Raw genomic sequence first — 20,903 nt, 5'->3', positions numbered from 1 at the left:
TATGACAGATCTTGCTCCCACTCAAGACGCCGCGATTGTTGTATTGGGCGCTGGCTCGTACGGCACTGCCTTAGCGATCTCACTGGCGAGAAATGGTGCCAACGTTGTGTTATGGGGGCACGATCCACGTCATCTTGCGCAGTTGGAAATTGACCGTGCTAACCAGGCTTTTTTACCAGGCGTCGCCTTTCCAGACTCGCTGGTGCTTTGTGCCGATTTGTCCGTGGCGGTGAATGCCAGTCGTGATTTATTGGTGGTGGTGCCCAGCCACGTCTTTGGTCAAGTGCTCGGCCAGATCCGGCCCTACTTACGCGCGGATTCTCGCGTTTGCTGGGCCACAAAAGGGCTAGAACCGGAAACCGGACGCCTGTTGCAAGAAGTCGCGCGTGAACAACTGGGTGATTCGCGCTCGCTGGCGGTACTCTCGGGTCCCACTTTCGCTAAAGAGCTGGCGGCTGGCATGCCGACGGCGATTTCTGTTTCCTCGCCTGACCCCGAGTTTGTGCGTGATTTGCAAGAGACGATTCATTGCCAGCAGAGTTTCCGCGTTTACGGCAATCATGATTTTATCGGCATGCAATTAGGTGGCGCGGTAAAAAACGTGATTGCGATTGGGGCTGGGATTTCTGATGGTATCGGGTTTGGCGCCAATGCGCGCACGGCTCTGATTACGCGTGGCTTGGCGGAAATGACGCGCTTGGGTGAAGCGCTAGGCGCATCGCGAGAGACCTTTATGGGCATGGCCGGTTTAGGTGATCTGGTTTTAACCTGCACCGATAATCAATCGCGTAATCGCCGCTTTGGGCTGGCGCTTGGCCAAGGTGAAGGCGTGCAAGCGGCGCAGGATAATATCGGTCAAGTGGTTGAGGGCTTTCGCAATACCAAAGAGGTGTGGGCCCTGGCGCAGCGCGCTGGGGTTGAAATGCCGATTGTGGAGCAAATTTATCAAGTTTTATATCAGGGTAAATTGGCGCATCACGCTGCTCGAGACTTGCTGGCCCGCGATAAAAAATCCGAATAACGGCAACGTGTATCAGCATATAAATAGGCGCGCGGGGTGAGAACCGCGCGTTTTTTTTATACACTGGCACGGTAGGGGAACGTCCCAGTTGCCGGTGATTTTTGATAAGGATGAAGGCAGTGAATCAGGCTAAAAAAGAATGCCAACAGAACCGTGTGTGGCAAGCGGTAAAAACAGAAGCACGCGAACACTCAGAGCGCGAGCCCATGTTGGCCAGCTTTTACCATGCCACAATTATCAAGCACGATAATCTCGCCAGTGCCCTGAGCTATATTTTGGCCAATAAATTGTCGACGCCGTCGATGCCGTCGATGGCGGTGCGAGAAGTGATTGAAGAAGTGTATGCCAATGATGCGTCGGTGGCTGAATCGGCTGCCTGCGATATTTGTGCCACGGTAGAGCGGGATCCTGCGGTGGAACTGTACTCCACGCCCTTACTGTACCTAAAAGGATTTCATGCCTTGCAAGGCTTCCGTGTGGCAAATTGGCTGTGGCACCAAGGTCGCAAAGAGTTAGCGACGTACCTACAAAACCAAATTTCAGTGACCAGCCAAGTGGATGTTCATCCGGCGGCCACTATCGGACGTGGGATCATGTTTGACCACGCCACGGGGATCGTGATCGGTGAGACGGCGGTGATCGAAGATAATGTTTCTATCTTGCAAGATGTTACTCTCGGCGGGACCGGAAAAGAAGGCGGTGATCGCCATCCGAAAATTCGGACCGGTGTGATGATCGGCGCCGGTGCGAAAATCCTTGGCAATATCGATATTGGCGAGGGCGCGAAAATTGGATCATGCTCTGTGGTGCTCAACCCTGTACCGCCGCACACCACGGTGGCGGGCGTGCCGGCTAAAATCGTTGGGCGCCCGAGTTCACACATGCCCTCACTGGATATGGATCAAGAGTTTAACGGCTCACACAAAACGTTTATTTCGGGGGACGGCATATAACTGCTTTGACGCCAATCCACAAAAAAAAACGGAACCGCACGGTTCCGTTTTTTGATCGCCATGCGCTAATCAGCGCAATATCGCGAGCGGCTTAGAACAGTTTTTCTGCCACTTCGTAAAGATCATCACGGAATGGGCGCTTCATGTTTTCAATGGCATCAATGATGTCATGGTGAACCATTTTGTCATTTTGAATCCCGACACAGCGTCCGCCTTCGCCGTTTTGCAGCAGGTCGACCGCATAGGCACCCATGCGCGAAGCAAGGATACGGTCAAATGCACCGGGCTGACCGCCACGCTGAATGTGGCCCAAAATGGTCGCACGTGTTTCGCGGCCAGTTTCGGTTTCGATGAACTTCGCTAGTTCATTAGCATCGGTCATTAGCTCTGTAATGGCGATGATCGCGTGCTTTTTACCCTTGTAAATGCCTTCTTTCACTTTGGCAAGCAGCTTGTCTTTATCAAGACCAATTTCCGGTGTGATGATGTATTCACAGCCGCCAGCAATCGACGCCATTAAGGTCAAGTCACCGCAGTGGCGCCCCATGACTTCGACAATAGAGATCCGCTGATGCGACGAGGAGGTGTCACGCAAACGGTCGATAGCGTCGATCACTGTGTTCATCGCGGTCATATAGCCAATGGTATAATCGGTACCGGCGACGTCGTTATCAATGGTGCCTGGCAGGCCAATACAAGGATAGCCCATCTCAGTCAGTTTTTTCGCGCCCATGAACGACCCGTCACCACCGATAACCACCAGCGCATCAATGCCGTGCATTTTTAGATTTTGAATGGCTTGCTCACGTACTTTTTCGTCAGCAAACTCGGGGAAGCGAGCTGAACCTAAAAAGGTTCCGCCGCGGTTAATCACGTCAGATACGCTTGTTCGGTTTAGGCGTTCGATACGGTTTTGATGCAAGCCAAGAAACCCGTCATAAATACCGTAAACTTCTAATCCTTCGCTCAATGCGCTGCGAACCACACCGCGAATCGCTGCGTTCATACCTGGCGCATCACCGCCACTGGTCAAAACACCAATTTTTCTAACCATGGTTACCCTCTGACTGTTCGTCACTTATTTCGTGCCGATTGCGGAAATGGCAACCTGCTTGCCCCAGTGAACCCGCAATGACGCTTGCTTAAACTGTAATTTTCCTACTTCTGTAATAGTATTACAATTACTGTAGAAAAAAAGTTGATACATGTCAGCCCGGTGAGCTTTTGTTCAGCCTCTCATCAAGGCTTTTGTTTTCCTTGCCACCACCTGTTTCCCTTGCCACCACCGATTTTGGGTCTTGATGAATCATGACATCCGCACCGGGAAAGGCGACCAGCAGCCTATCTTCTACGGCATCTGCAAGGGTATGTGCATCCACTAAGGGTAGCTCGTCATCAAGCTCTATGTGTAGTTGGATAAATTTTGTCATACCGGCTTGGCGCGTACGCAGTTGGTGAATACCATGAACGCCGACGACAGAACTGGAAAGTACCGCGATTTTCTCTTGCTCTTCAAGCGGTAACTGCCTATCAAGCAGTGATTGGACCGCCTCGTACGCCATTTTGACAGCTTGAGATAGGATAAAAACACTAATGCCGATGGCAAACCAAGCGTCAGCTTGCGTCCAGCCGTACCAACTCAATGCCAAGGCGACGATGATCGCAATATTCATTAATAAATCGGATTGATAGTGAAGTGCATCGGCAGCAATGGCTGGGCTGGCCGTTTTGCGAATCACCCATTTTTGGAATAAGACTAACCCTAGCGTAATCACGGTGGCACCTGCACTGACAGCAACGCCAAGCTCTGGCGATGCAATCGGCACTGGCTTGAACAAACGTTCAAGGCCACTGAGGAGCAAGAAAGAGGCTGATCCGACGATAAAGGTGGATTGCGCGAGTGCGGCGAGGGACTCGGCTTTGCCGTGCCCGAAACTATGTTCACTATCAGCAGGTTGAACGGCGTACCGCACCACAATTAAATTGGTCAACGAGGCCAGTAGATCGAGCAGTGAATCGACAAATGAGGCCAGCACACTGACCGATCCTGTCAGCCACCATGCAATCAATTTGGCCAGAAGTAAGGTGGTCGCTACCGCGGTGGCTGCCCACGCGGCGGCCTCGACCCAGAAAGCATATTGTTTTTTCATAAAAAAGGGCTGTGTAGTGAAACGCAACCCTTAGTATATAGACTGTTGACCCGATGCGTATGACACGACGCAGATTTATCGTGAACAATTGCCTCGACGATCATGGTGGCCTTGGCCGCGCTTGCCTTTTTCTTTATCCCAACCGCCGTGTCGGCGTTGGTCATGCATCTTATCTAAGAAGATTTCTTGCTGCTCTGGCGTCAACACTTGCATCATGGCATGCATGTGGCGAGCGCGCTCGATCCCTTGGCCGTGCATTTGTCGGCCATGTTGTGGCATGGCATTGAATAGCTCGGTGGCCGCCGCTTCATCAAATTCAGGTTGAGTTAGCAGTGCCCCCATTTGCTGCCGGAATCCGTCACGCGCCTGGAGACGTTGATCGCGGTAAGTGTCGCGAAGGGTGTCGAGTTGTGATTGTTGTGCTTCCGTTAAGTCAAGATCCTGCCAGATCCCGCGGTTGGTGTCGTTACCGAACTGAGGTGCAGCAAGGGTGGGAATCGCAATGAGCGCGGCGGCTAAGCCAAGGGTTAAACGTTTCATCCTGTCTCTCCATCATTGAGTAGGTACACGTTTAGATTACCCCTTGGGATGTAAAGTCACGTTATGCGATGTAAAGATGGGTAAAGTCATGCCTGTGCCGATGTCGCTGTGATAAAAAGATTGTATTCAGCGTCACTGAATTGAGGAGAGGGTCACGGGCGATGCAGCAGGTTCTAATTATTGACGATGACACCGAATTGACCGCACTGCTTGGTGAGTTGCTGTCATTGGAAGGGTTTTCGGTTCGCTGCGCGGACAATGGACAAATGGGCTTAGCAATGGCGAGTGAATTACCGCCAGATATTATTTTGCTCGATGTCATGATGCCGGTCTTAAATGGCATGGAAACGTTACGGCAACTCCGCGCCACGTCACATGTTGCGATTTTGATGTTGACCGCACGAGGAGAAGAGGTAGACCGCGTGATGGGCTTAGAGCTTGGGGCGGATGATTACCTGGCCAAACCGTTTAGTGATCGAGAGCTTCTAGCAAGAATGCGGGCGATTTTACGACGCACTCGCTTACCGGACCCCGAGCCGCCGACCCAAGCGCAAGAGCCTGTTTTAGCCCATGACGATGTGTGCGTTTACCCGCATCGGTTGGAAACAGTATGCCAAGGCGAGACGGTCGATCTGACCGGCATGGAGACAGAAATGTTGGCGTGCTTGCTGGCGCACCCGGGTGAAGTGGTGAGTAAAGCCCACTTGAGTGAGCAGGTGTTAGGTAAGCGTTTGATGCCCTTTGACCGTGCCGTGGATGTGCACATTTCCAATTTGCGCAAAAAGTTACCTGAACGTGCTGATGCTAAACCAAGAATCAAAACGCTGCGAGGAAAGGGGTATTTATGGGTCGACTAGCCAGCGTGCGCCAAACCCTGTCGCGTGTTCCTTTTTTCTCCAGTTTGTATGGTCGGGTTTTCGTGATTTTTTGGCTCACATTATTACTGGTATTAGCGGCGGTCATTTGGGCCCAGCGTGGCGATCCGCGATCGCTGCACCCAGTGCCGGCCGCGGAGCAAGCACGTATTGCTGCTCAAATAAATCAGTTAGTGAACATCGCGACGACACGCGACATACCGATAGCCACGCTCGTTGCCAGACATAATCAGCGTCGTGGTCATCGCCACAGTCGGGCAGCGAACACCCTTTACTGGGTCCCTAAATCGGCCCGGATTGACGATTTACCGACCGAGTTACGTCGCTTTATGGCTCAAACCAATGAGACAGAGCAGCCGATGCAACGCTTGGTGCGTCGCGCCATGCTCGCCGGTCCTTTTTCTGTGAGTACGGATAACGCGCAAGGCAATCTTTATCATGCCCGTCGTTGGCAGCCTCGTCTTCCTTTCGTGTTGAAAATACTGGAAACGCCGCAGCATTTGTTGCTAGTCACTATGTTGGTCAGTACTCCCCTGTTGCTTTGGTTGGCCTATACACTGACGCGTCCGGCGCGGCGGTTTGAGGCGGCAAGTCGTCGTGTCGCCAACGGCGATTTAGTGCCGGATCCTGCGTTAGAGTGCGGCCCGAGAGAATTCAGTGAGGCTGGGAAGGGATTTAATCATATGGTTACGGCGCTCAATCAAATGGTGACCGGACAACAGCAACTGGTGTCGGATATTTCTCATGAGTTACGGTCACCGCTGACGCGCTTACAAATGGCACGCGCCTTGGCGGAGCGTGAATTAGGACACAGTGATAGCTTGGCCAGGATTGAGCGGGAAGCGGGGCAGCTTGAAGCCTTAATTGCGGAGCTGCTTACGTTGTCAAAACTGCAAGCGCAAGGGCAGCTTGAGCGCGCGTCGATCAGTGCGGATGTGTTGTGGCAGTCGGTGGTGGACGATGCGAGTTTCGAAGCGAATCAACAAGGCAAATCGATCACGATAACGCCATGGCCGTCGGTCACATTGAGTGTTAATTCGCGCCTAGCTTGTAGCGCGTTGGAAAACGTACTAAGAAACGCGATCCGTTATGCGTACCTAGGTATCGATATCACCACATTCATTGATGATACCATGCTGGTCATTCAGGTTGCCGATGATGGTCCGGGAGTGCCAGAGAGCATGTTGACCGATATCTTTCGGCCTTTTTATCGTGTCTCTGCCGCCCGAGAGCGGCAATCTGGCGGCTCTGGGCTAGGGCTTGCGATCACCGCGCAAGCGGTACAACAGCATGGCGGGCAGGTCCTGGCTCACAATCGACCGCAAGGCGGGTTGGTCGTCACACTTCGCTGGCCGGTGCATTAATATTGCGCTGGTTTCCCGCGGTTGCGACAATAACGGCTTATTTCTCACTGTGGTAACTGACCATGTTTGACATTGCGCTTTATGAGCCAGAAATTGCGCCTAATACGGGCAATATTATTCGATTATGTGCTAACTGTGGCGCTAACTTGCACTTGATTGAGCCGTTAGGCTTCGATTTGGAAGAAAAGAAGGTACGCCGTGCGGGGTTGGATTATCATGACTTGGCGCGGGTGACGCGACATGCGAATTATGCCGCCTTCATTGATGCCATGGCGGGACGTCGGATCTTTGCTTGTACAACCAAAGCGACGCAATATCATACTCAGGCAACATTTGCGCCTAGCGACGTGCTGTTGTTTGGCCCTGAAACACGGGGGCTACCGCAGGATCTTATTCAGGCACTGCCGGACACGCAGCGTTTGCGTATCCCGATGCAGCCAGATGCACGCAGCCTCAACTTATCCAATGCAGTGGCAATTATTGGCTACGAAGCCTGGCGTCAGTTAGGTTTTGAAGGCGCATAGCGAACAGACTGACAGACAAAAAACGCCCCCTACCAATAGGGGGCGTTTTTATTCGCGAGCGCGTTGCTATTGGCTATTTAACCGCACAACGAATTACGCTTTTTTCGCTTCACCGGCGGCTTTCGCGATTGCAGCAAAGCCTGCAGCGTCAAGCGCGGCACCGCCAACCAAGGCGCCGTCGATATCCGGCATCGCGAACAGCTCTGCGGCATTTCCAGCTTTGACCGAACCGCCGTACTGGATGACCACATTGCTTGCGACGTCTTCGCTGTAAGACGCAATGTGCTTACGGATGGCAGCATGAATGTCTTGCGCTTGCTGAGCGGTTGCCGCTTTACCGGTGCCGATTGCCCAGATTGGCTCATAAGCAATGATCGCACCGTTTAGCGCCTCAACGCCTTGAGATTGGATCACAGCGTCAAGCTGGCGAGAACACACCGCCAGGGTTTCGCCCGCTTCGTTTTGTGCGTCAGACTCACCGATACAAAGTACTGGTGTGAGGCCATTTTCTTTCAAGAAAGCGAATTTTTTCGCCACAAACTCGTCAGATTCTTGGTGATATTCACGGCGCTCTGAGTGGCCGATAATAATATGGGTTGCACCAAAATCTTTCAGCATGTCGGCAGAGATATCACCGGTGAATGCACCGCTATTGTTGGTATCAACGTTTTGCGCACCCAACTTAATGGCGCTGTCAGCCAGCAGTTGTTCGGCTTGTGCCAGATACATCACCGGTGGTGCGACGGCAACGTCAACGCCTTCAACGTCTTTGAGTTCAGCATTAAGGCCGTTAAGCAGTTCAGTGACCATGGCTTTGCTGCCATTGAGTTTCCAGTTACCCATTACCAATGGACGGCGCATAGGAGTTCCTCCGCGGTTTAGTTGATTTGAAGTCAAAAGATGTAAAGAAGGTAGTCTATTGTAGCGCGGCCTTCTCTGTTTAAAATCATAGAATGGCGAGAATGTCCTCGTTTTTACCCGTTTTGCGGGCAAAAGGGAACCTTCAGGTAGTAAAATTTCATCATTATTGCGTCAATGGGGCGGCCAAAGTGTGACAGAGGTGCTCGTGATGGCGACTATCTTGCGGCATGATGCAGGTTTGTGTTTTCAACGGAGTGAAACAATGCCTCATTTGGTGATGGAATACACCGACGCGTTAGCAGAGCGTGTGAACATTGATCAGCTGGTGGATGATCTGCACCAAGCGGCGATCGCGACCGATTGTTTTGACCCTGACGCGCTGAAATCTCGCGCTGTTCCATGCGCCGTTTGGCGTGTCGGCGCGCAAGCCGATCGCGGTGAGTTTGTGCATGTCGAGTTTCGCTTACTGGCTGGACGCAGTGATCAACAAAAACAGCAAATCAGTGACGCATTAACCGGGCCGCTGCGTGAGCATGCAGGCCATGTCACCAGCCTAACGGTGGAAGTCCGTGACATGGATACCACCAGTTATCGCAAGTGGGTCGGCCCCAATCATGCACTATAGGGGTTTAATCCGGTTTATCTCGATTGAGTTGGCGATGTGGGGGCGTTGGCTGTTTGTCCCACTTTAAATTCCATGATGTCCGCTTGGTGGCTGCGCAAGGCGTCTGGGTTGGTAAACGCAGTCGAAAAGCGCGAATACTGACGAGTCAGTGCTTGGAAGAGCATCATGTTGACGTGTAATGGATTTTTACCATGATCAATCATACGATTAATATGGCTTAACATGGCATGGAGCTGTGGCTGAGTGGCGTGGGACGCATTGGCGATCACCTCTTCGCTCATCTTAAGCCGTAATGTTTCTAGCGCACGAGGGTCAGTCTGGGCCAACGCCGCTAACTCATCAAAAGAAGGAAGGGTCTTCATCGCATACTCCTTACGCGTCGTCGGCCGCGTGGCCATGTTACCAAAGCGTTAAAGTAACTATGAGTCGAGGTTTGCCAGGGATCAAACTTGCGCTGTCTGGCTAAGCTGGCGCCGTGGATAGAGAGGTGGACGACGTATTGAGTAATTAATTGAATCAACGTCGTTTTTCTGGGGTTATTTTTGTGGATAAAAATGCCCCGCTTTACCGTATGCGTATCAGCAAAGCAGGGGGAGGAATTACCAGTAATGCTCAGTGGTCACATTCCCGGGCTTGCGGCGTAAGTTTTTACTGAGGCCTTTTCCTTCCAGCAGTGTTTTCACTTCTTTTACCATGGCTGGGTTGCCACATAACATCACCTGGCTGTGCTCGGAGGTCAGAGGCAGACCAACCACGCGTTCGAGCAATCCGTCTTCGAGCGCGTGTGTTACCCTACCTGATAAGGCGCCAGCTATAGGTTCGCGACTAACAAAAGGCTGAACCACCAGTTGGTCAGGGTATTTTTCTGCCAGTGCGTTAATGCGTGCTTGATAGGTTAAATCGGCAGCAAAACGTACCGCATGGACCAAGATAATTTTGCGAAAACGTGACCAGACATCGCCTTGCTCCATCAGCGAAATATAAGGGCCGATGGCTGTCCCCGTGGCAAACATCCAAAGGTGTTGACCTTGTGGTACTTCATCTAGAGTAAAGTAGCCGGCTGGATCTTGGGTAATCATCACGTTATCACCCGGCTCGAGCGCGTGAAGGCGTGGTGACATTAGGCCGTCAGCCACACGTGTCGCATACACTTCTAAGTATTTACTTTGTGGAGGATTCACAAACGAATAGGCGCGCTGGATCAGTTTGCCATCGATCTCCATCCCTAGCTTTGTGAATTGGCCTGCCGTAAAGGGCGCGACAGGGGCGGATAACACCAGGCTGAAGAGATCCTTCGTCCAATGTTGGTTCTCCACGACATCAGCCTTGATCCAAGTGGCCATATTACCTCCTCACGTTTTATCTCCAATGCGATAAGTGCAGCGATGCTGTCCTGAAACAATGTGTTCTTCACGTTCCACCCGATAGCGGTCGCCCAGTAAGTGTCGAAATAACTGGATTTCTGAGCGACATAGCGCAGGACAGGTTTTCGCTGCTTGACAGATAGGGCAGTGATGTTCAATCAACATATAGTCAGCGCCGTCTCGATGGAGCTCAGCCATATACCCCTCGCTCTCTCTAAGATACGCCAAGGTTTGCAATTTAGCCTCTAAATTATCGCAATCTTTGAGCGCATCTTGGTATTGGGCGAAGGTGGCCGCTTCACGTTGGGCGATCACTTTTGCGACCCCTTGGTCGCCAAAAACCTCTTGCACCGAATCGATCAAGGTGACGGATAAATCATGATGACTATCCGCAAACCGTCGGTGTCCGGTGGCGGTTAAAGACCAGTGGCGAGTGGGCCGGCCAACTTTGGCGCGGATATCTTCAAAATCCACCAAGCCATCACGCTCAAGGCTTTGTAAATGCTGACGCACGCCCATGGTGGTCATATTCAGGTTATCCGCTAAGACTTTTGCACTGACACGGCCTTCGCGCTTTATGGTGTCTAAAATGCGGTCAGTGGATTTCATCGTCCGGACCTCGATTACCCCAATTGCAAATGTGCGAACGCATACTCACAATTAAATAAAGTAAAGTATTTATAAAAGGGTAATCGAAATCAATGGATTTGACCAGTCAGAGGCTGCACTCATCAATGTGAAGATTATAAGATGTGCGGTTTGATCGCTTCATCTTTACGGCTTAAATAGTGGGTCGAGCGAATACGGCGAATGGTCCGACATTGGCCACGTACCACCAGGGTTTCTGTCGTGGCCAGCTCGCCCTGTCGGCTGATCCCATCAAGTAGGTCGCCTTTGGTGATGCCGGTCGCGGCGAAGACAACATTATCGCTACTGGCCATCTGTGACAGCGTGAGGACTTGGTGGGCTTGAATCCCCATTTGTTGACACCGGGCCAGCTCTTGCTCTCCGTAAACACGGTTTTCTGGGGTGTCACCTTTCACATCGTGTCGAGGGAGCAAACGGCCTTGCATGTCCCCGCCTAGTGCACGGATCACGGCCGCAGAGACGACCCCCTCTGGCGCCCCGCCGATCCCAACCATGACATCCACTTCACTTTCTGGCATGCAGGTTAGAATAGAAGCAGCTACATCACCATCTGGAAAGGCGAATACTCGGATCCCTTGCGCTTGCATACTGGCAATAATGGCATCATGACGAGGTTTTGCTAAGGTGGCGACGACGAGGGTGTCGAGGGTTTTTCCGAGCGCAATGGCGACATTCTTGAGGTTTTCAAGCAGGGGCTTATTGAGGTCAATCACACCTTTGGCGCCAGGCCCCACCACTAATTTTTCCATGTACATATCTGGCGCTTTTAAAAAGCTGCCCTTTTCTCCAGCGGCCAGCACTGCCAAGGCATTGGCCTGACCCATTGCTGTCATGCGTGTGCCTTCAATCGGATCAACGGCAATATCAACCGCTTCACCGCCCAAGCCGACTTGCTCGCCAATATATAGCATGGGGGCATCGTCGATTTCCCCTTCACCGATGACGACTTCACCGTCAATCTCGGTCAGGTTTAGCAAGGTACGCATTACCTCAACCGCTGCGCCATCGGCTGCGTTTTTGTCCCCTCTTCCCAACCACTTATAACCCGCGAGAGCGGCGCCTTCGGTGACGCGAGAAAAAGCCAATGCGAGATCACGTTTCATGAGTACTCCGGAATGTCAGCCACATTAAGACAGGCGTTAGCCTAATTTGCGCGCAGTTTACCAGAAATAGAAAACGTTTGCGTGACGAGTGCGGCGGTGATTTTTATCTTCGCAGTGCGATAGTTGGCGAAGTCGCTGCATTTTTGCGCACTTGTCCATGCATAGGTAGTGAGAATAGTGGCAGTCTGACACCACCTGAGTACAATAAAGTCGGGGTGCACACCTGTTGCACGGGTTACTGCCGGATAAGCAGTAACGGGATCAATCGTCAGAAATAAGGTGGCCTTGATGTCATTGGAAGTATTAGAACAACTCGAAGCTAAAGTACAAATGGCGGTGGATACGATTTCGCTGCTACAAATGGAAATCGAAGAGCTCAAAGAAAAGAACGGGTCGCTGGAGCAAGATGCAGTGGCTGAAAAAGAAAGCCGTGAGCAATTAGCGCAAGAAAACGCCAAGTTAAAAGAAGAGCAAGAAGCTTGGCAGAATCGTATCCGTAGCTTACTCGGTAAGATCGAGAGCGTTGAATAAACCAAAAACAGAGCCGATGGGCTCTGTTTTTTATCGGTCAACTTACGCTACTAATCCTCGTCGAGATCATCGTCTTCTTCGTCGACTTCAGTGATGCTGAGCGGATCCGGCGATAAGATGACGCCAGTGGTGTCCGCATAGACATGGTCATCCGGCAAAAAGGTGACGCCGCCAAAGTTCACGGGGACGTCGGTTTCACCGGTACCTTGTTCATCAGCGCCCACAGGGATAGAGGCCAAGGCCTGGATACCTATGTCGATTTCATCGATGGTATCCACGTCGCGCACGCAGCCATAGACAATCATGCCAGCCCAGTCGTTATCTGCCGCGAGCTGTGCAATCTCGCCATCAATTAAGGCGCGACGTAACGAGCCACCGCCATCGATCAACATAATTCGCTGCTCGCCGTCTTGCTCGGCCATCTCGCGAATTAAGCCTGTATCTTCGAAGCATTTTACCGTGGTAATTTGGCCACCAAACGAGCTGCGGCCCCCATAAGAGCTAAACATTGGCTCCACGACATCCACTTGGTCGAGGTACATGTCGCATAGTTCCGAGGTATTGTATTCCATAGTCTAACTTCTTGTTGAGGCAGAAAAAGGCTGGCAAGCTTGCGCTGCCAACATGGCAAGTCCAAGTATAACGGGGCAATAAGGGTTTGCAATGACAAAGCGGCTAATCTGTGTCTTTATTAGACTAACAGCATCCCAGTCATAAATAGCCCATTAGTCACTAAGGCGCAGCGCACCATGTTGCCCATCATTGGCCGAAGCGCGTTCGCATTCGCCGTTTGATAGACTTCGCGTCCGTGGCGAACCAATAAGGGCACACTCGCCAAGAACAACCATCCCAGCCAAGCTTGTAAGGTCAACGCGGCAAATAATGAGTAACAAACAATCGCACCGGCAAGTAGGATGACATGGTACTGCCGGCCTCGCTCGGGACCCAAGCGCACGACCAGGGTGTGTTTGCCACAAGCACGATCATTATCAATGTCTCGTAAGTTGTTGATGTTGAGCACGCCGACAGCCAGCAATCCGCATGCTGTCGCAGGCAAGATCACTAGCGAGTCAATCTGTCCAACTTGCAAATAGTAGGTCCCGGCGACGCCTAGCCAACCAAAAAACATCAGCACCGATAAATCACCGAGGCCTCGATAGCCGTAAGGTTTATTGCCGACGGTATAGGTGATCGAAGCGACGATGGCCATCAGGCCGAGCAATAAAAAGCTAATAATATCGGTGGGCTGTTGGCAGGCAATCGCGATCAGTCCGCCGCCACTTAACACGGTGAGGGCAATATTGAAGGCCAGGGCGCGGCGCATGGTGGCGAGGCTCACTTTGCCCGATTGGATGGCACGCATCGGACCTAAACGAGTCATGTTGTCCGTGCCTTTTATCGCATCCCCGTAGTCATTAGCAAGATTAGAGAGGATTTGTAAGAATAAAGCGGTGATCAGCGCCATGACACTGATAGACCAAGAGAGGTTGCCTTGCGCTGCGGCGACCGCACTCCCTGATAAAATGGATGTCACGGCCAAAGGCAGCGTTTTGGGTCGCGCAGCATCAAGCCAAATAGCGAGCGTAGGGTGCAGCATAGCGATCCTCGAGACGAAAAAACGATGTCGCTATTATTACGCAAGCAGCACAAGGAGTAACGAGTTCGCGACTGAAATCCTGCTTCCTATTGCGCCAGCTCAAGTTTTGATGCAAAAAGGGCAGCGTTTGCTGCCCTAAGTTCGATAGTTGACGTGTCGTGACTACAGGATAAACCGACTTAAGTCTTCGTCATCTACCAGCTCTTCGAGGTGGCTACGGACGTATTCTGCGTCAACCACAACCTGTTGACCGGCGCGTTCACTGGCTTCGTATGAGACATCTTCCATCAGTCGCTCCATCAAGGTATGCAGACGACGCGCACCGATGTTTTCGGTTTTCTCATTGACTCGCCACGCCGCGGAAGCCAGCTCATCAATACCGCTTGGCTCAAAGCTCAAGTCAATCTCCTCGGTTTTGAGTAGTGCCGAGTATTGCTGGGTCAGTGAGGCGTTCGGCTCGGTAAGAATCCGTTTGAAGTCATTGGTTGACAATGCTTCTAGCTCGACGCGGATCGGGAGACGGCCTTGTAGTTCCGGGATCAAGTCTGACGGACGTGAGACCTGAAATGCACCAGAGGCAATAAACAGGATATGATCGGTTTTGATCATGCCATGCTTGGTTGAGACCGTACTGCCTTCAACTAACGGTAAGAGATCACGCTGTACACCTTCACGTGATACATCGCCACCACTGGTGTTACCCGACTTACAAATCTTATCGATTTCATCCACGAACACGATGCCATTGTTTTCCACCATGTGGATGGCTTGCTCTTTGATTTCTTCTTGATTGACCAGCTTAGCCGCTTCTTCTTCGGTCAGCGCCTTCATTGCGTCTTTGATTTTCATCTTACGCTTTTTAGTGCTGTTGCCGGCAAGGTTTTGGAACATCCCTTGCAGCTGATTGGTCATTTCTTCCATGCCCGGTGGTGACATGATTTCTACGCCCATTTGCGGCGCCGCAACATCGACTTCCACTTCTTTGTCGTCAAGTTTACCTTCGCGTAATTTTTTACGGAAGCTTTGGCGTGTTGACGAATCTTCTTGGGTCGCTTCGTTTTGGCCCCATGCATCACGCGCTGGAGGCAGCAAGATGTCGAGGATACGATCTTCCGCTTGTTCTTCGGCGCGGAATTTGACTTTTTCCATCGCCTGCTGCTGGGTCAGATTCATCGCCACATCCGCAAGATCACGAATAATGGTTTCGACTTCTTTACCCACATAGCCGACTTCGGTGAATTTGGTCGCTTCTACCTTAATAAAAGGCGCATTAGCTAATCGCGCAAGACGACGTGCAATTTCGGTTTTACCGACACCGGTGGGGCCAATCATCAAGATGTTTTTCGGGGTCACTTCCGCACGCAAGTCTTCTGGCAGTTGCATACGGCGCCAGCGGTTTCGCAGTGCGATCGCCACCGCACGTTTGGCATTGTCTTGACCAATAATATGGCGGTCAAGTTCGTGCACGATTTCGCGTGGAGTCATTTCAGACATCACTAATCCTGTTTATTACTCTCGAGTTCTTCAACCGTGTGTTGTTGGTTTGTAAACACACATATATCACCGGCGATGGTTAGCGCTTTCTCTGCAATCTCGCGGGCGTCTAACTCGGTGTTTTCTAACATGGCAATGGCGGCGGCTTGCGCATAGTTACCGCCTGAGCCAATAGCAATTAGATCGCGCTCGGGCTCAACCACATCACCATTACCGGTAATGATTAAGGAAGCGGTTTCATCCGCGACAGCCAGTAGGGCTTCAAGGCGACGCAGCGCGCGATCGGTTCGCCATTCTTTGGCAAGCTCAACGGCTGCTTTGGTTAGGTGCCCTTGGTGGAGCTCAAGCTTACGCTCAAAGCGCTCAAATAAGGTAAAGGCATCTGCGGTACCGCCAGCAAAACCAGCAAGTACTTGGCCGTTATACAAGCGACGAACTTTTCGCGCATTACCTTTCATTACGGTATTGCCGAGCGATACTTGACCATCGCCAGCAATAACCACTTTACCTTCGCGACGGACGGAGACGATTGTAGTCACGGGAACCTCTTTGTTTGTGTCTGGTGCACCAGATGGGTGATTAATCTAGATGGTTGGGTTTTGACGCTGACTTTTCAAGGGGAGAGGGTCATACTTTCCCGCCTCACCATTCCCAGTACCAAATAGCACAAGGCTCGATGCCTGCTCGTTGGAGCATGTTCCGGTCACGCTCTGCCTGACGTTTGTGCGTGTAGGGCCCTAGTACAACTCGGTGCCAAGTGCCTTTTTCCCCTTGGCTTATCTTGATTTGGCTTTCTAGCCCTTGAAACGCAATGATCGCTTTACGCTCATTAGCCTGCCCCTGGCTACGGTAAGCACCGCATTGCATGAGGTAAGGACGGGTCGATTGTGGCAGCGCTTTGGCTTTCACTTCCACTTCTTTACTCTCCAGCTCTTCGATGTAACTCCACTTTTCTTTGGGTTTTTTCGGTAGACTTTCTACCTGGCTTTGCGTGGCCGGTTGCGTGTGAGACACGGGGGGAGAAGGGGGTGTCGGTGTATCGGTTTTGCTCAACCAATACAGGCCATAAGCAAACGCACCCACTAAGACGACAGCAAGCAGCGCCCATTTAAATGGGAATCCAGCCCGCGTCTTGGTCGGTTGGCGGCGAGTATTTTTTTTACGCGGCGCTTTACCACGTTTAACGTAATCACGAGTTGCCACAGCAAATAATCAAATTAAGAAGCCAGTAAAGGGCTCATATTACTGGCTTGAGCCCGTGCTGACTAGTCTTACTACCGAGACGGAGGGGCGACACTCTCACGGATCACCAGCTTGGCGTCCAAAAGCCGGGAGCCGGGGTTCACTTCTCGTCCTTGTAACGTGTTTAGCAGCATCAACATGGCTTGGCGGCCAATGTCATAGCGAGGCTGCGAAACGGTCGTGAGTGGTGGATCGCAATACTCGGCGAATTGGATATCATCAAAGCCAACAATGGAGATATCTTGCGGGACCCGCATGCCTAAACGTTTCGCTTGTTGCATCGCGCCGACGGCCATGACATCGCAGTGACAGAATACCGCAGTGGGTGGCTCAGGCAGTGAGAGCAAGTTGGTGATGGCACGCGCTCCGGAGGCAAAACTAAAGTCACCGACGACGCTATACGCTGGATTGATGGTGATCCCCGCTCGATGTAACGCTTGCTGATACCCTTGTGAGCGGAACTGCGTTAATGCTGTCTCCGGCACGCCGGTAATGTTAGCAATCCGAGTATGGCCGACTTGGGTGAGATAATTAACCGCTTCAAAGGCAGCGGTAAGGTTATCGATATGAACCGTCGGTAATTCCAGATCGGGCGCATATTCACAGGCCATGACCAGTGGCGGTAAGTTTTTTTGCTCAGGCTTGCTGACATCAAAAGGGACGTCGGAGCCAAGCAGCAGCATGCCATCCGCTTGTTTAGTAAACACCAGATTGACGAATGAATTTTCACGGTGGTGTTGCTGGGCACTGTCACCCAGTAGAACCAGGTAGCCATGCTCCATGGCGGCTTCTTCAATGCCGCGAATAATCTCACTGAAGTAGGGATCACAAATGTCCGGTACAATAGCGACGATGGTTTTTGATTCATTGCGACGCAAGTTACGCGCAAGTGAATTAGGGGAATAACCAGCTTCAACCACAGCATGTTCAACTTTTTTACGCGTGCTGGCTGACACCTTCTCTGGGTTCATCAGCGCGCGCGATACCGTTGCTGTGGATACACCGGCAATGTGGGCAACGTCCTTCATTGTCGCCATAATGACAGTCCTCTTGTTATCTATATTGTGAGATCAAACAGTTATTAGCTCATCTGACCTGTTTTCTTAGCCAATTGCGGCCCTATTTTACCTATGCTTGTCCAATTTAAACACGGACAAGCTAACACTTATTGCAATGAAAGTGTGACTTGTGTCGACTTACGGCAAGGGAGTATTAAGAAAGGTCTTGCGGCTCGACATCTAAAGACCAACGTACTTTGCGCGAAAGGAGTAATTGATGAATTGCAGGAAGAGCCACCGTTAGCCACTGCTGCATCACTTTTCGACTTGGGGCTTGGATTAATAATTGCCAGCGATAACGGCCCGCGCGTTTGGCCATCGCTGCGGGCATAGGGCCCATGATATGGCTTTCATCGTGTTGAATGGGGGAGGCAGCGAGCGTTTGACGTACTTGTTGTAAAAACTGCTGCACACTGTTTTCTTCATGGCCTTCGGCGCGAAATAAACTTAAGAACGTATAGGGCGGAAGCCAAGCTTGGCGGCGTTCAGTGAGCGCCGACTCCGCAAAGGCTTGATAGCCTTTGTGCACCAGCGATTGGATCAGGCTATGCTCGGGATGGTGCGTTTGTAATAGCACCGTCCCTGGCTTGCTGGCGCGACCGGCGCGGCCGGCGACTTGCACCATCAGTTGCGCCAACCGTTCAGGCGCGCGAAAGTCGTTACTAAACAAGGCACCGTCGACATCAACTAACGCCACTAGGGTGACATTGGGAAAATGATGGCCCTTAGCGAGCATTTGTGTGCCCAGTAGAATCTGATATTCGCCCTTTTCTATGCCATTAAGGTAGGTTTCCAAGCTGCCCTTACGGCGGGTATTGTCGCGATCAATACGCACGGTTTTATACTCAGGAAAGAGCTCGCCCAACTGGCTTTCAAGCTGCTCGGTGCCCACGCCGACACTGATTAACTGGGTGGAGCCACAATCGTGACACTGGTGCGGAACGGGTTTTTGGTGGCCACAATGATGACAACGCAATTCTTGCTGTTGCTGGTGAAGGGTGTAGTAAGCATCACAACGTTGACAATTCGCGAGCCAGCCACACTCATGGCACATCATGGCGGGCGCATAGCCACGGCGATTTAAAAACAACATGACCTGATTACCTTGTTGCAGGTGCTGGCGCATTTCGGCGATCAGCGGCGCGGATAATCCAGCGTCGAGGTAATGGCCCTTAATATCGAGTATTCCCTGACGTGCGGTCACCGCATTTCCTGGACGCTGAGTCAGCTTGAGGTACTGATATTTACCGGTTTTTGCGTTATACAAGCTTTCCAAAGAGGGGGTGGCAGAACCGAGTATTACCGGCACTTTTTCTTCATGACCACGCATAACCGCTAAGTCTCGGGCATGATAACGAAAGCTATCTTGCTGTTTATACGAGGGGTCATGCTCTTCGTCAATAATGATGATGCCTAAATTAGCCATCGGCGTGAACAGGGCAGACCGTGTACCAATGACGATTGCTGCTTGATTCTCGCGCGCGGCCAACCAGGCTTTTAGTCGATCGTTATCATTTAAGCCTGAATGCATCACGGTTACCGGGACATGAAAGCGGCGCTCAAACCGGCGAATGGTTTGTGGGGTGAGGCCGATTTCTGGTACCAAAATTAAGGCTTGTTCACCGCGAGCAAGCACAGGTTCGAGCACGTTTAGGTAGACCTCTGTCTTCCCTGAACCGGTGATCCCCTCGAGTAAAGCACAAGCAAAGCCGTCATTGGCATTGATGGTGGCAACCGCCATCGCCTGTTCATGGTTGAGTGCCGGTTTGTCTTCGGTGACGGCAAAATGCGGTTGCCAGGCTTGAGCGTTTAGCGGTGGTGTGTAGGGGGCTATCCAACCTTTTTCGGCCAGGGTTTTTAGCACTGGTGCGCCGATGTCTTGTTCGATCAAGTCGGCATGGGTGGCAGGGCCGTGTGTGAGCAACTGCAATACCCGAGCTTGTTTAGGGGCACGGCTCAGGCCCGAGAGGGGTTGGTTTTGTCCTGACTCGGTAATTTGCCACCATTTTTGCTGTTGTAATGCCGCAGGGCGTCCTTTTCGAAGCAGGGTTGGCATCACAGCGCCCATCGCATCCCCTAGCGGATGATGATAAAAGCGGCTTGCCCAGTGGAGTAAATGATAGACGCCGGGCGTCCAAACCGGTTGGGTATCCAATACGGCATCGAGCACCTTGAGTTGGCTCGCGTCCACACTGGCGGTTGCGGATAAGCCGGTGACAATGCCAACCTTGTGCTGGCGGCCAAAGGGCACTTTTACCCGCCCACCGATGATGGGGTGTTGATTCTCACCGATTCGGTAATCAAAAGTTTTCGCTAACGGGACCGGTAGGGCCACCTGAGCAAACTGTTCCATCACAACATCTTATTGACCAGAAGGGGGCTCAGTGTAACGGTTCGCCTTCGGTTGGCAAAGCCTTGTTGTACGGTGACGCGGCGTGGTGATTGCACAAAAAAGTTGCGAAACCGAGGGGGCTTGATTAGAATTGCGCGCCTTAGAAAATATTTGTTAACGACGTGTGGTGCCCGGCTTAGGATCGGGAGAGCGACACGGCCTTTAAAATGAGGTTATCCCTATGAAAGCTGGTATCCATCCAGAGTACAAAGCCGTCACAGCAAAATGCTCTTGCGGTAACGAATTTGCGTTCAGCACAACCCTAGGTAAAAACATCAACCTAGACGTGTGTGACAAATGTCACCCATTCTACACCGGTAAGCAGCGTATCCTTGATGCTGGTGGCCGTGTTGATCGCTTTAAGAAACGTTTCGGTGCCCTTAGCAGCAAAAAATAAGCAGCTATTGACCGAATATAGAGAAGGGACGCATCAGCGTCCCTTTTTTTGATCGTATCGTCCTAGTATTCGGACAACAGGTCCGAGCATCATCGCGAATACGGCGTTAGTACTGGTGGACGTTTCCCCGCTGCGTTACCATCTTTACCCTTATACAAACCTTT

General features: G+C 51.7%; 23 protein-coding genes. 8 read left to right on the top strand and 15 right to left on the bottom strand.

The annotated features are described in order from the left end of the window. Window position 1: 1 nt before the first annotated feature. Window positions 2-1,021 (top strand): NAD(P)H-dependent glycerol-3-phosphate dehydrogenase, encoded by a 1,020-nt coding sequence (gene gpsA / locus BZG78_RS02945; protein WP_025744225.1) that lies wholly within the window; start codon window positions 2-4, stop codon window positions 1,019-1,021. A gap of 119 nt (window positions 1,022-1,140) precedes the next feature. Continuing rightward, complete coding sequence (gene cysE / locus BZG78_RS02940; protein WP_236719494.1) at window positions 1,141-1,974, top strand: serine O-acetyltransferase; 834 nt, start codon at window positions 1,141-1,143, stop codon at window positions 1,972-1,974. 91 nt (window positions 1,975-2,065) lie between these two features. Here the strand turns inward: cysE and pfkA are convergent, their stop codons facing one another. From pfkA to BZG78_RS02925, 3 genes are all read right to left on the bottom strand, one after another. Next, window positions 2,066-3,028, bottom strand: a complete 963-nt coding sequence (gene pfkA / locus BZG78_RS02935; protein ID WP_025744227.1) for a 6-phosphofructokinase — start codon at window positions 3,026-3,028, stop codon at window positions 2,066-2,068. A gap of 154 nt (window positions 3,029-3,182) precedes the next feature. Further along, entirely contained in the window at window positions 3,183-4,124 is a 942-nt protein-coding gene (gene fieF / locus BZG78_RS02930; protein ID WP_077660341.1) for a CDF family cation-efflux transporter FieF, read from the bottom strand. A gap of 75 nt (window positions 4,125-4,199) precedes the next feature. Next, window positions 4,200-4,664, bottom strand: a complete 465-nt coding sequence (locus BZG78_RS02925; RefSeq protein ID WP_077660340.1) for a Spy/CpxP family protein refolding chaperone — start codon at window positions 4,662-4,664, stop codon at window positions 4,200-4,202. 161 nt (window positions 4,665-4,825) lie between these two features. Between BZG78_RS02925 and BZG78_RS02920 the strand changes: the two genes are divergently transcribed. From BZG78_RS02920 to trmL, 3 genes are all read left to right on the top strand, one after another. Continuing rightward, window positions 4,826-5,521 carry a response regulator gene (locus BZG78_RS02920; protein ID WP_077461523.1) on the top strand — a complete coding sequence of 232 codons (696 nt, stop codon included), beginning with the start codon at window positions 4,826-4,828 and terminating at the stop codon, window positions 5,519-5,521. Further along, window positions 5,509-6,903: an ATP-binding protein gene (locus BZG78_RS02915; RefSeq protein ID WP_077660339.1), complete on the top strand. Its 1,395-nt coding sequence runs from the start codon at window positions 5,509-5,511 to the stop codon at window positions 6,901-6,903. The genes BZG78_RS02920 and BZG78_RS02915 overlap by 13 nt, the downstream gene beginning before the upstream one ends. 62 nt (window positions 6,904-6,965) lie before the next feature. Further along, window positions 6,966-7,427, top strand: a complete 462-nt coding sequence (trmL, locus tag BZG78_RS02910; RefSeq protein WP_077660338.1) for a tRNA (uridine(34)/cytosine(34)/5-carboxymethylaminomethyluridine(34)-2'-O)-methyltransferase TrmL — start codon at window positions 6,966-6,968, stop codon at window positions 7,425-7,427. A 93-nt stretch (window positions 7,428-7,520) separates the two neighbouring features. On the opposite strand, the gene tpiA is transcribed toward trmL, so the two are convergent. After that, a complete protein-coding gene (tpiA, locus tag BZG78_RS02905) occupies window positions 7,521-8,288 on the bottom strand; it encodes a triose-phosphate isomerase (protein WP_077660337.1) in 768 nt (255 codons plus the stop codon). Window positions 8,289-8,496: 208 nt separating this feature from the next. Between tpiA and BZG78_RS02900 the strand changes: the two genes are divergently transcribed. Further along, entirely contained in the window at window positions 8,497-8,913 is a 417-nt protein-coding gene (locus BZG78_RS02900; protein WP_241827339.1) for a 5-carboxymethyl-2-hydroxymuconate Delta-isomerase, read from the top strand. Between the two features lie 14 nt (window positions 8,914-8,927). Here BZG78_RS02900 and BZG78_RS02895 read toward each other — a convergent pair whose 3' ends face one another. The 4 genes from BZG78_RS02895 to glpX form a co-directional block, all read right to left on the bottom strand. Then, window positions 8,928-9,275 (bottom strand): DUF3135 domain-containing protein, encoded by a 348-nt coding sequence (locus tag BZG78_RS02895; RefSeq protein ID WP_077577210.1) that lies wholly within the window; start codon window positions 9,273-9,275, stop codon window positions 8,928-8,930. A 237-nt stretch (window positions 9,276-9,512) separates the two neighbouring features. Continuing rightward, window positions 9,513-10,256, bottom strand: a complete 744-nt coding sequence (locus BZG78_RS02890) for a ferredoxin--NADP reductase (protein ID WP_025744235.1) — start codon at window positions 10,254-10,256, stop codon at window positions 9,513-9,515. A gap of 9 nt (window positions 10,257-10,265) precedes the next feature. Next, complete coding sequence (locus tag BZG78_RS02885) at window positions 10,266-10,886, bottom strand: metalloregulator ArsR/SmtB family transcription factor (protein WP_077461527.1); 621 nt, start codon at window positions 10,884-10,886, stop codon at window positions 10,266-10,268. Window positions 10,887-11,020: 134 nt separating this feature from the next. Further along, window positions 11,021-12,028 carry a class II fructose-bisphosphatase gene (gene glpX, locus BZG78_RS02880; protein WP_077660336.1) on the bottom strand — a complete coding sequence of 336 codons (1,008 nt, stop codon included), beginning with the start codon at window positions 12,026-12,028 and terminating at the stop codon, window positions 11,021-11,023. 288 nt (window positions 12,029-12,316) lie between these two features. Between glpX and zapB the strand changes: the two genes are divergently transcribed. Then, the gene (zapB, locus tag BZG78_RS02875) at window positions 12,317-12,559 is read left to right on the top strand and encodes a cell division protein ZapB (RefSeq protein WP_025744238.1); all 243 of its coding nucleotides are present in this window, start codon (window positions 12,317-12,319) and stop codon (window positions 12,557-12,559) included. A gap of 50 nt (window positions 12,560-12,609) precedes the next feature. Here the strand turns inward: zapB and rraA are convergent, their stop codons facing one another. From rraA to priA, 7 genes are all read right to left on the bottom strand, one after another. Beyond that, the gene (gene rraA / locus BZG78_RS02870) at window positions 12,610-13,131 is read right to left on the bottom strand and encodes a ribonuclease E activity regulator RraA (RefSeq protein WP_025744239.1); all 522 of its coding nucleotides are present in this window, start codon (window positions 13,129-13,131) and stop codon (window positions 12,610-12,612) included. Between the two features lie 119 nt (window positions 13,132-13,250). Continuing rightward, entirely contained in the window at window positions 13,251-14,156 is a 906-nt protein-coding gene (locus BZG78_RS02865) for a 1,4-dihydroxy-2-naphthoate polyprenyltransferase (RefSeq protein ID WP_077660335.1), read from the bottom strand. Window positions 14,157-14,318: 162 nt separating this feature from the next. Next, window positions 14,319-15,650, bottom strand: a complete 1,332-nt coding sequence (gene hslU / locus BZG78_RS02860; protein ID WP_025744240.1) for an HslU--HslV peptidase ATPase subunit — start codon at window positions 15,648-15,650, stop codon at window positions 14,319-14,321. A 2-nt stretch (window positions 15,651-15,652) separates the two neighbouring features. Further along, window positions 15,653-16,189 (bottom strand): ATP-dependent protease subunit HslV, encoded by a 537-nt coding sequence (hslV, locus tag BZG78_RS02855; protein ID WP_077660334.1) that lies wholly within the window; start codon window positions 16,187-16,189, stop codon window positions 15,653-15,655. Between the two features lie 103 nt (window positions 16,190-16,292). Next, the gene (locus BZG78_RS02850; protein WP_077660333.1) at window positions 16,293-16,853 is read right to left on the bottom strand and encodes an SPOR domain-containing protein; all 561 of its coding nucleotides are present in this window, start codon (window positions 16,851-16,853) and stop codon (window positions 16,293-16,295) included. 71 nt (window positions 16,854-16,924) lie between these two features. Further along, window positions 16,925-17,953 (bottom strand): DNA-binding transcriptional regulator CytR, encoded by a 1,029-nt coding sequence (cytR, locus tag BZG78_RS02845; protein ID WP_277918384.1) that lies wholly within the window; start codon window positions 17,951-17,953, stop codon window positions 16,925-16,927. 151 nt (window positions 17,954-18,104) lie between these two features. Beyond that, complete coding sequence (priA, locus tag BZG78_RS02840) at window positions 18,105-20,306, bottom strand: primosomal protein N' (protein WP_077660331.1); 2,202 nt, start codon at window positions 20,304-20,306, stop codon at window positions 18,105-18,107. 217 nt (window positions 20,307-20,523) lie between these two features. On the opposite strand from priA, the gene rpmE reads away from it, so the two are divergent. Next, window positions 20,524-20,739, top strand: coding sequence for a 50S ribosomal protein L31 (gene rpmE / locus BZG78_RS02835; protein WP_077461534.1), 216 nt, complete (start codon window positions 20,524-20,526; stop codon window positions 20,737-20,739). Window positions 20,740-20,903: the final 164 nt, after the last annotated feature.

Source organism: Salinivibrio sp. MA351, from assembly GCF_001996065.1.
Taxonomy (GTDB): domain Bacteria; phylum Pseudomonadota; class Gammaproteobacteria; order Enterobacterales; family Vibrionaceae; genus Salinivibrio; species Salinivibrio costicola.
This window is presented reverse-complemented; position numbering and strand designations above follow the sequence as displayed.

Excerpts from the sequence above, each read along its gene's own strand:
- gpsA (WP_025744225.1), top strand. The coding sequence starts at position 2 with ATGACAGATCTTGCTCCCACTCAAGACGCCGCGATTGTTGTATTGGGC.
- pfkA (WP_025744227.1), bottom strand. The coding sequence starts at position 3,028 with ATGGTTAGAAAAATTGGTGTTTTGACCAGTGGCGGTGATGCGCCAGGT.
- fieF (WP_077660341.1), bottom strand. The coding sequence starts at position 4,124 with ATGAAAAAACAATATGCTTTCTGGGTCGAGGCCGCCGCGTGGGCAGCC.
- BZG78_RS02925 (WP_077660340.1), bottom strand. The coding sequence starts at position 4,664 with ATGAAACGTTTAACCCTTGGCTTAGCCGCCGCGCTCATTGCGATTCCC.
- BZG78_RS02920 (WP_077461523.1), top strand. The coding sequence starts at position 4,826 with ATGCAGCAGGTTCTAATTATTGACGATGACACCGAATTGACCGCACTG.
- BZG78_RS02915 (WP_077660339.1), top strand. The coding sequence starts at position 5,509 with ATGGGTCGACTAGCCAGCGTGCGCCAAACCCTGTCGCGTGTTCCTTTT.
- trmL (WP_077660338.1), top strand. The coding sequence starts at position 6,966 with ATGTTTGACATTGCGCTTTATGAGCCAGAAATTGCGCCTAATACGGGC.
- tpiA (WP_077660337.1), bottom strand. The coding sequence starts at position 8,288 with ATGCGCCGTCCATTGGTAATGGGTAACTGGAAACTCAATGGCAGCAAA.
- BZG78_RS02900 (WP_241827339.1), top strand. The coding sequence starts at position 8,497 with ATGGCGACTATCTTGCGGCATGATGCAGGTTTGTGTTTTCAACGGAGT.
- BZG78_RS02895 (WP_077577210.1), bottom strand. The coding sequence starts at position 9,275 with ATGAAGACCCTTCCTTCTTTTGATGAGTTAGCGGCGTTGGCCCAGACT.
- BZG78_RS02890 (WP_025744235.1), bottom strand. The coding sequence starts at position 10,256 with ATGGCCACTTGGATCAAGGCTGATGTCGTGGAGAACCAACATTGGACG.
- BZG78_RS02885 (WP_077461527.1), bottom strand. The coding sequence starts at position 10,886 with ATGAAATCCACTGACCGCATTTTAGACACCATAAAGCGCGAAGGCCGT.
- glpX (WP_077660336.1), bottom strand. The coding sequence starts at position 12,028 with ATGAAACGTGATCTCGCATTGGCTTTTTCTCGCGTCACCGAAGGCGCC.
- zapB (WP_025744238.1), top strand. The coding sequence starts at position 12,317 with ATGTCATTGGAAGTATTAGAACAACTCGAAGCTAAAGTACAAATGGCG.
- rraA (WP_025744239.1), bottom strand. The coding sequence starts at position 13,131 with ATGGAATACAATACCTCGGAACTATGCGACATGTACCTCGACCAAGTG.
- BZG78_RS02865 (WP_077660335.1), bottom strand. The coding sequence starts at position 14,156 with ATGCTGCACCCTACGCTCGCTATTTGGCTTGATGCTGCGCGACCCAAA.
- hslU (WP_025744240.1), bottom strand. The coding sequence starts at position 15,650 with ATGTCTGAAATGACTCCACGCGAAATCGTGCACGAACTTGACCGCCAT.
- rpmE (WP_077461534.1), top strand. The coding sequence starts at position 20,524 with ATGAAAGCTGGTATCCATCCAGAGTACAAAGCCGTCACAGCAAAATGC.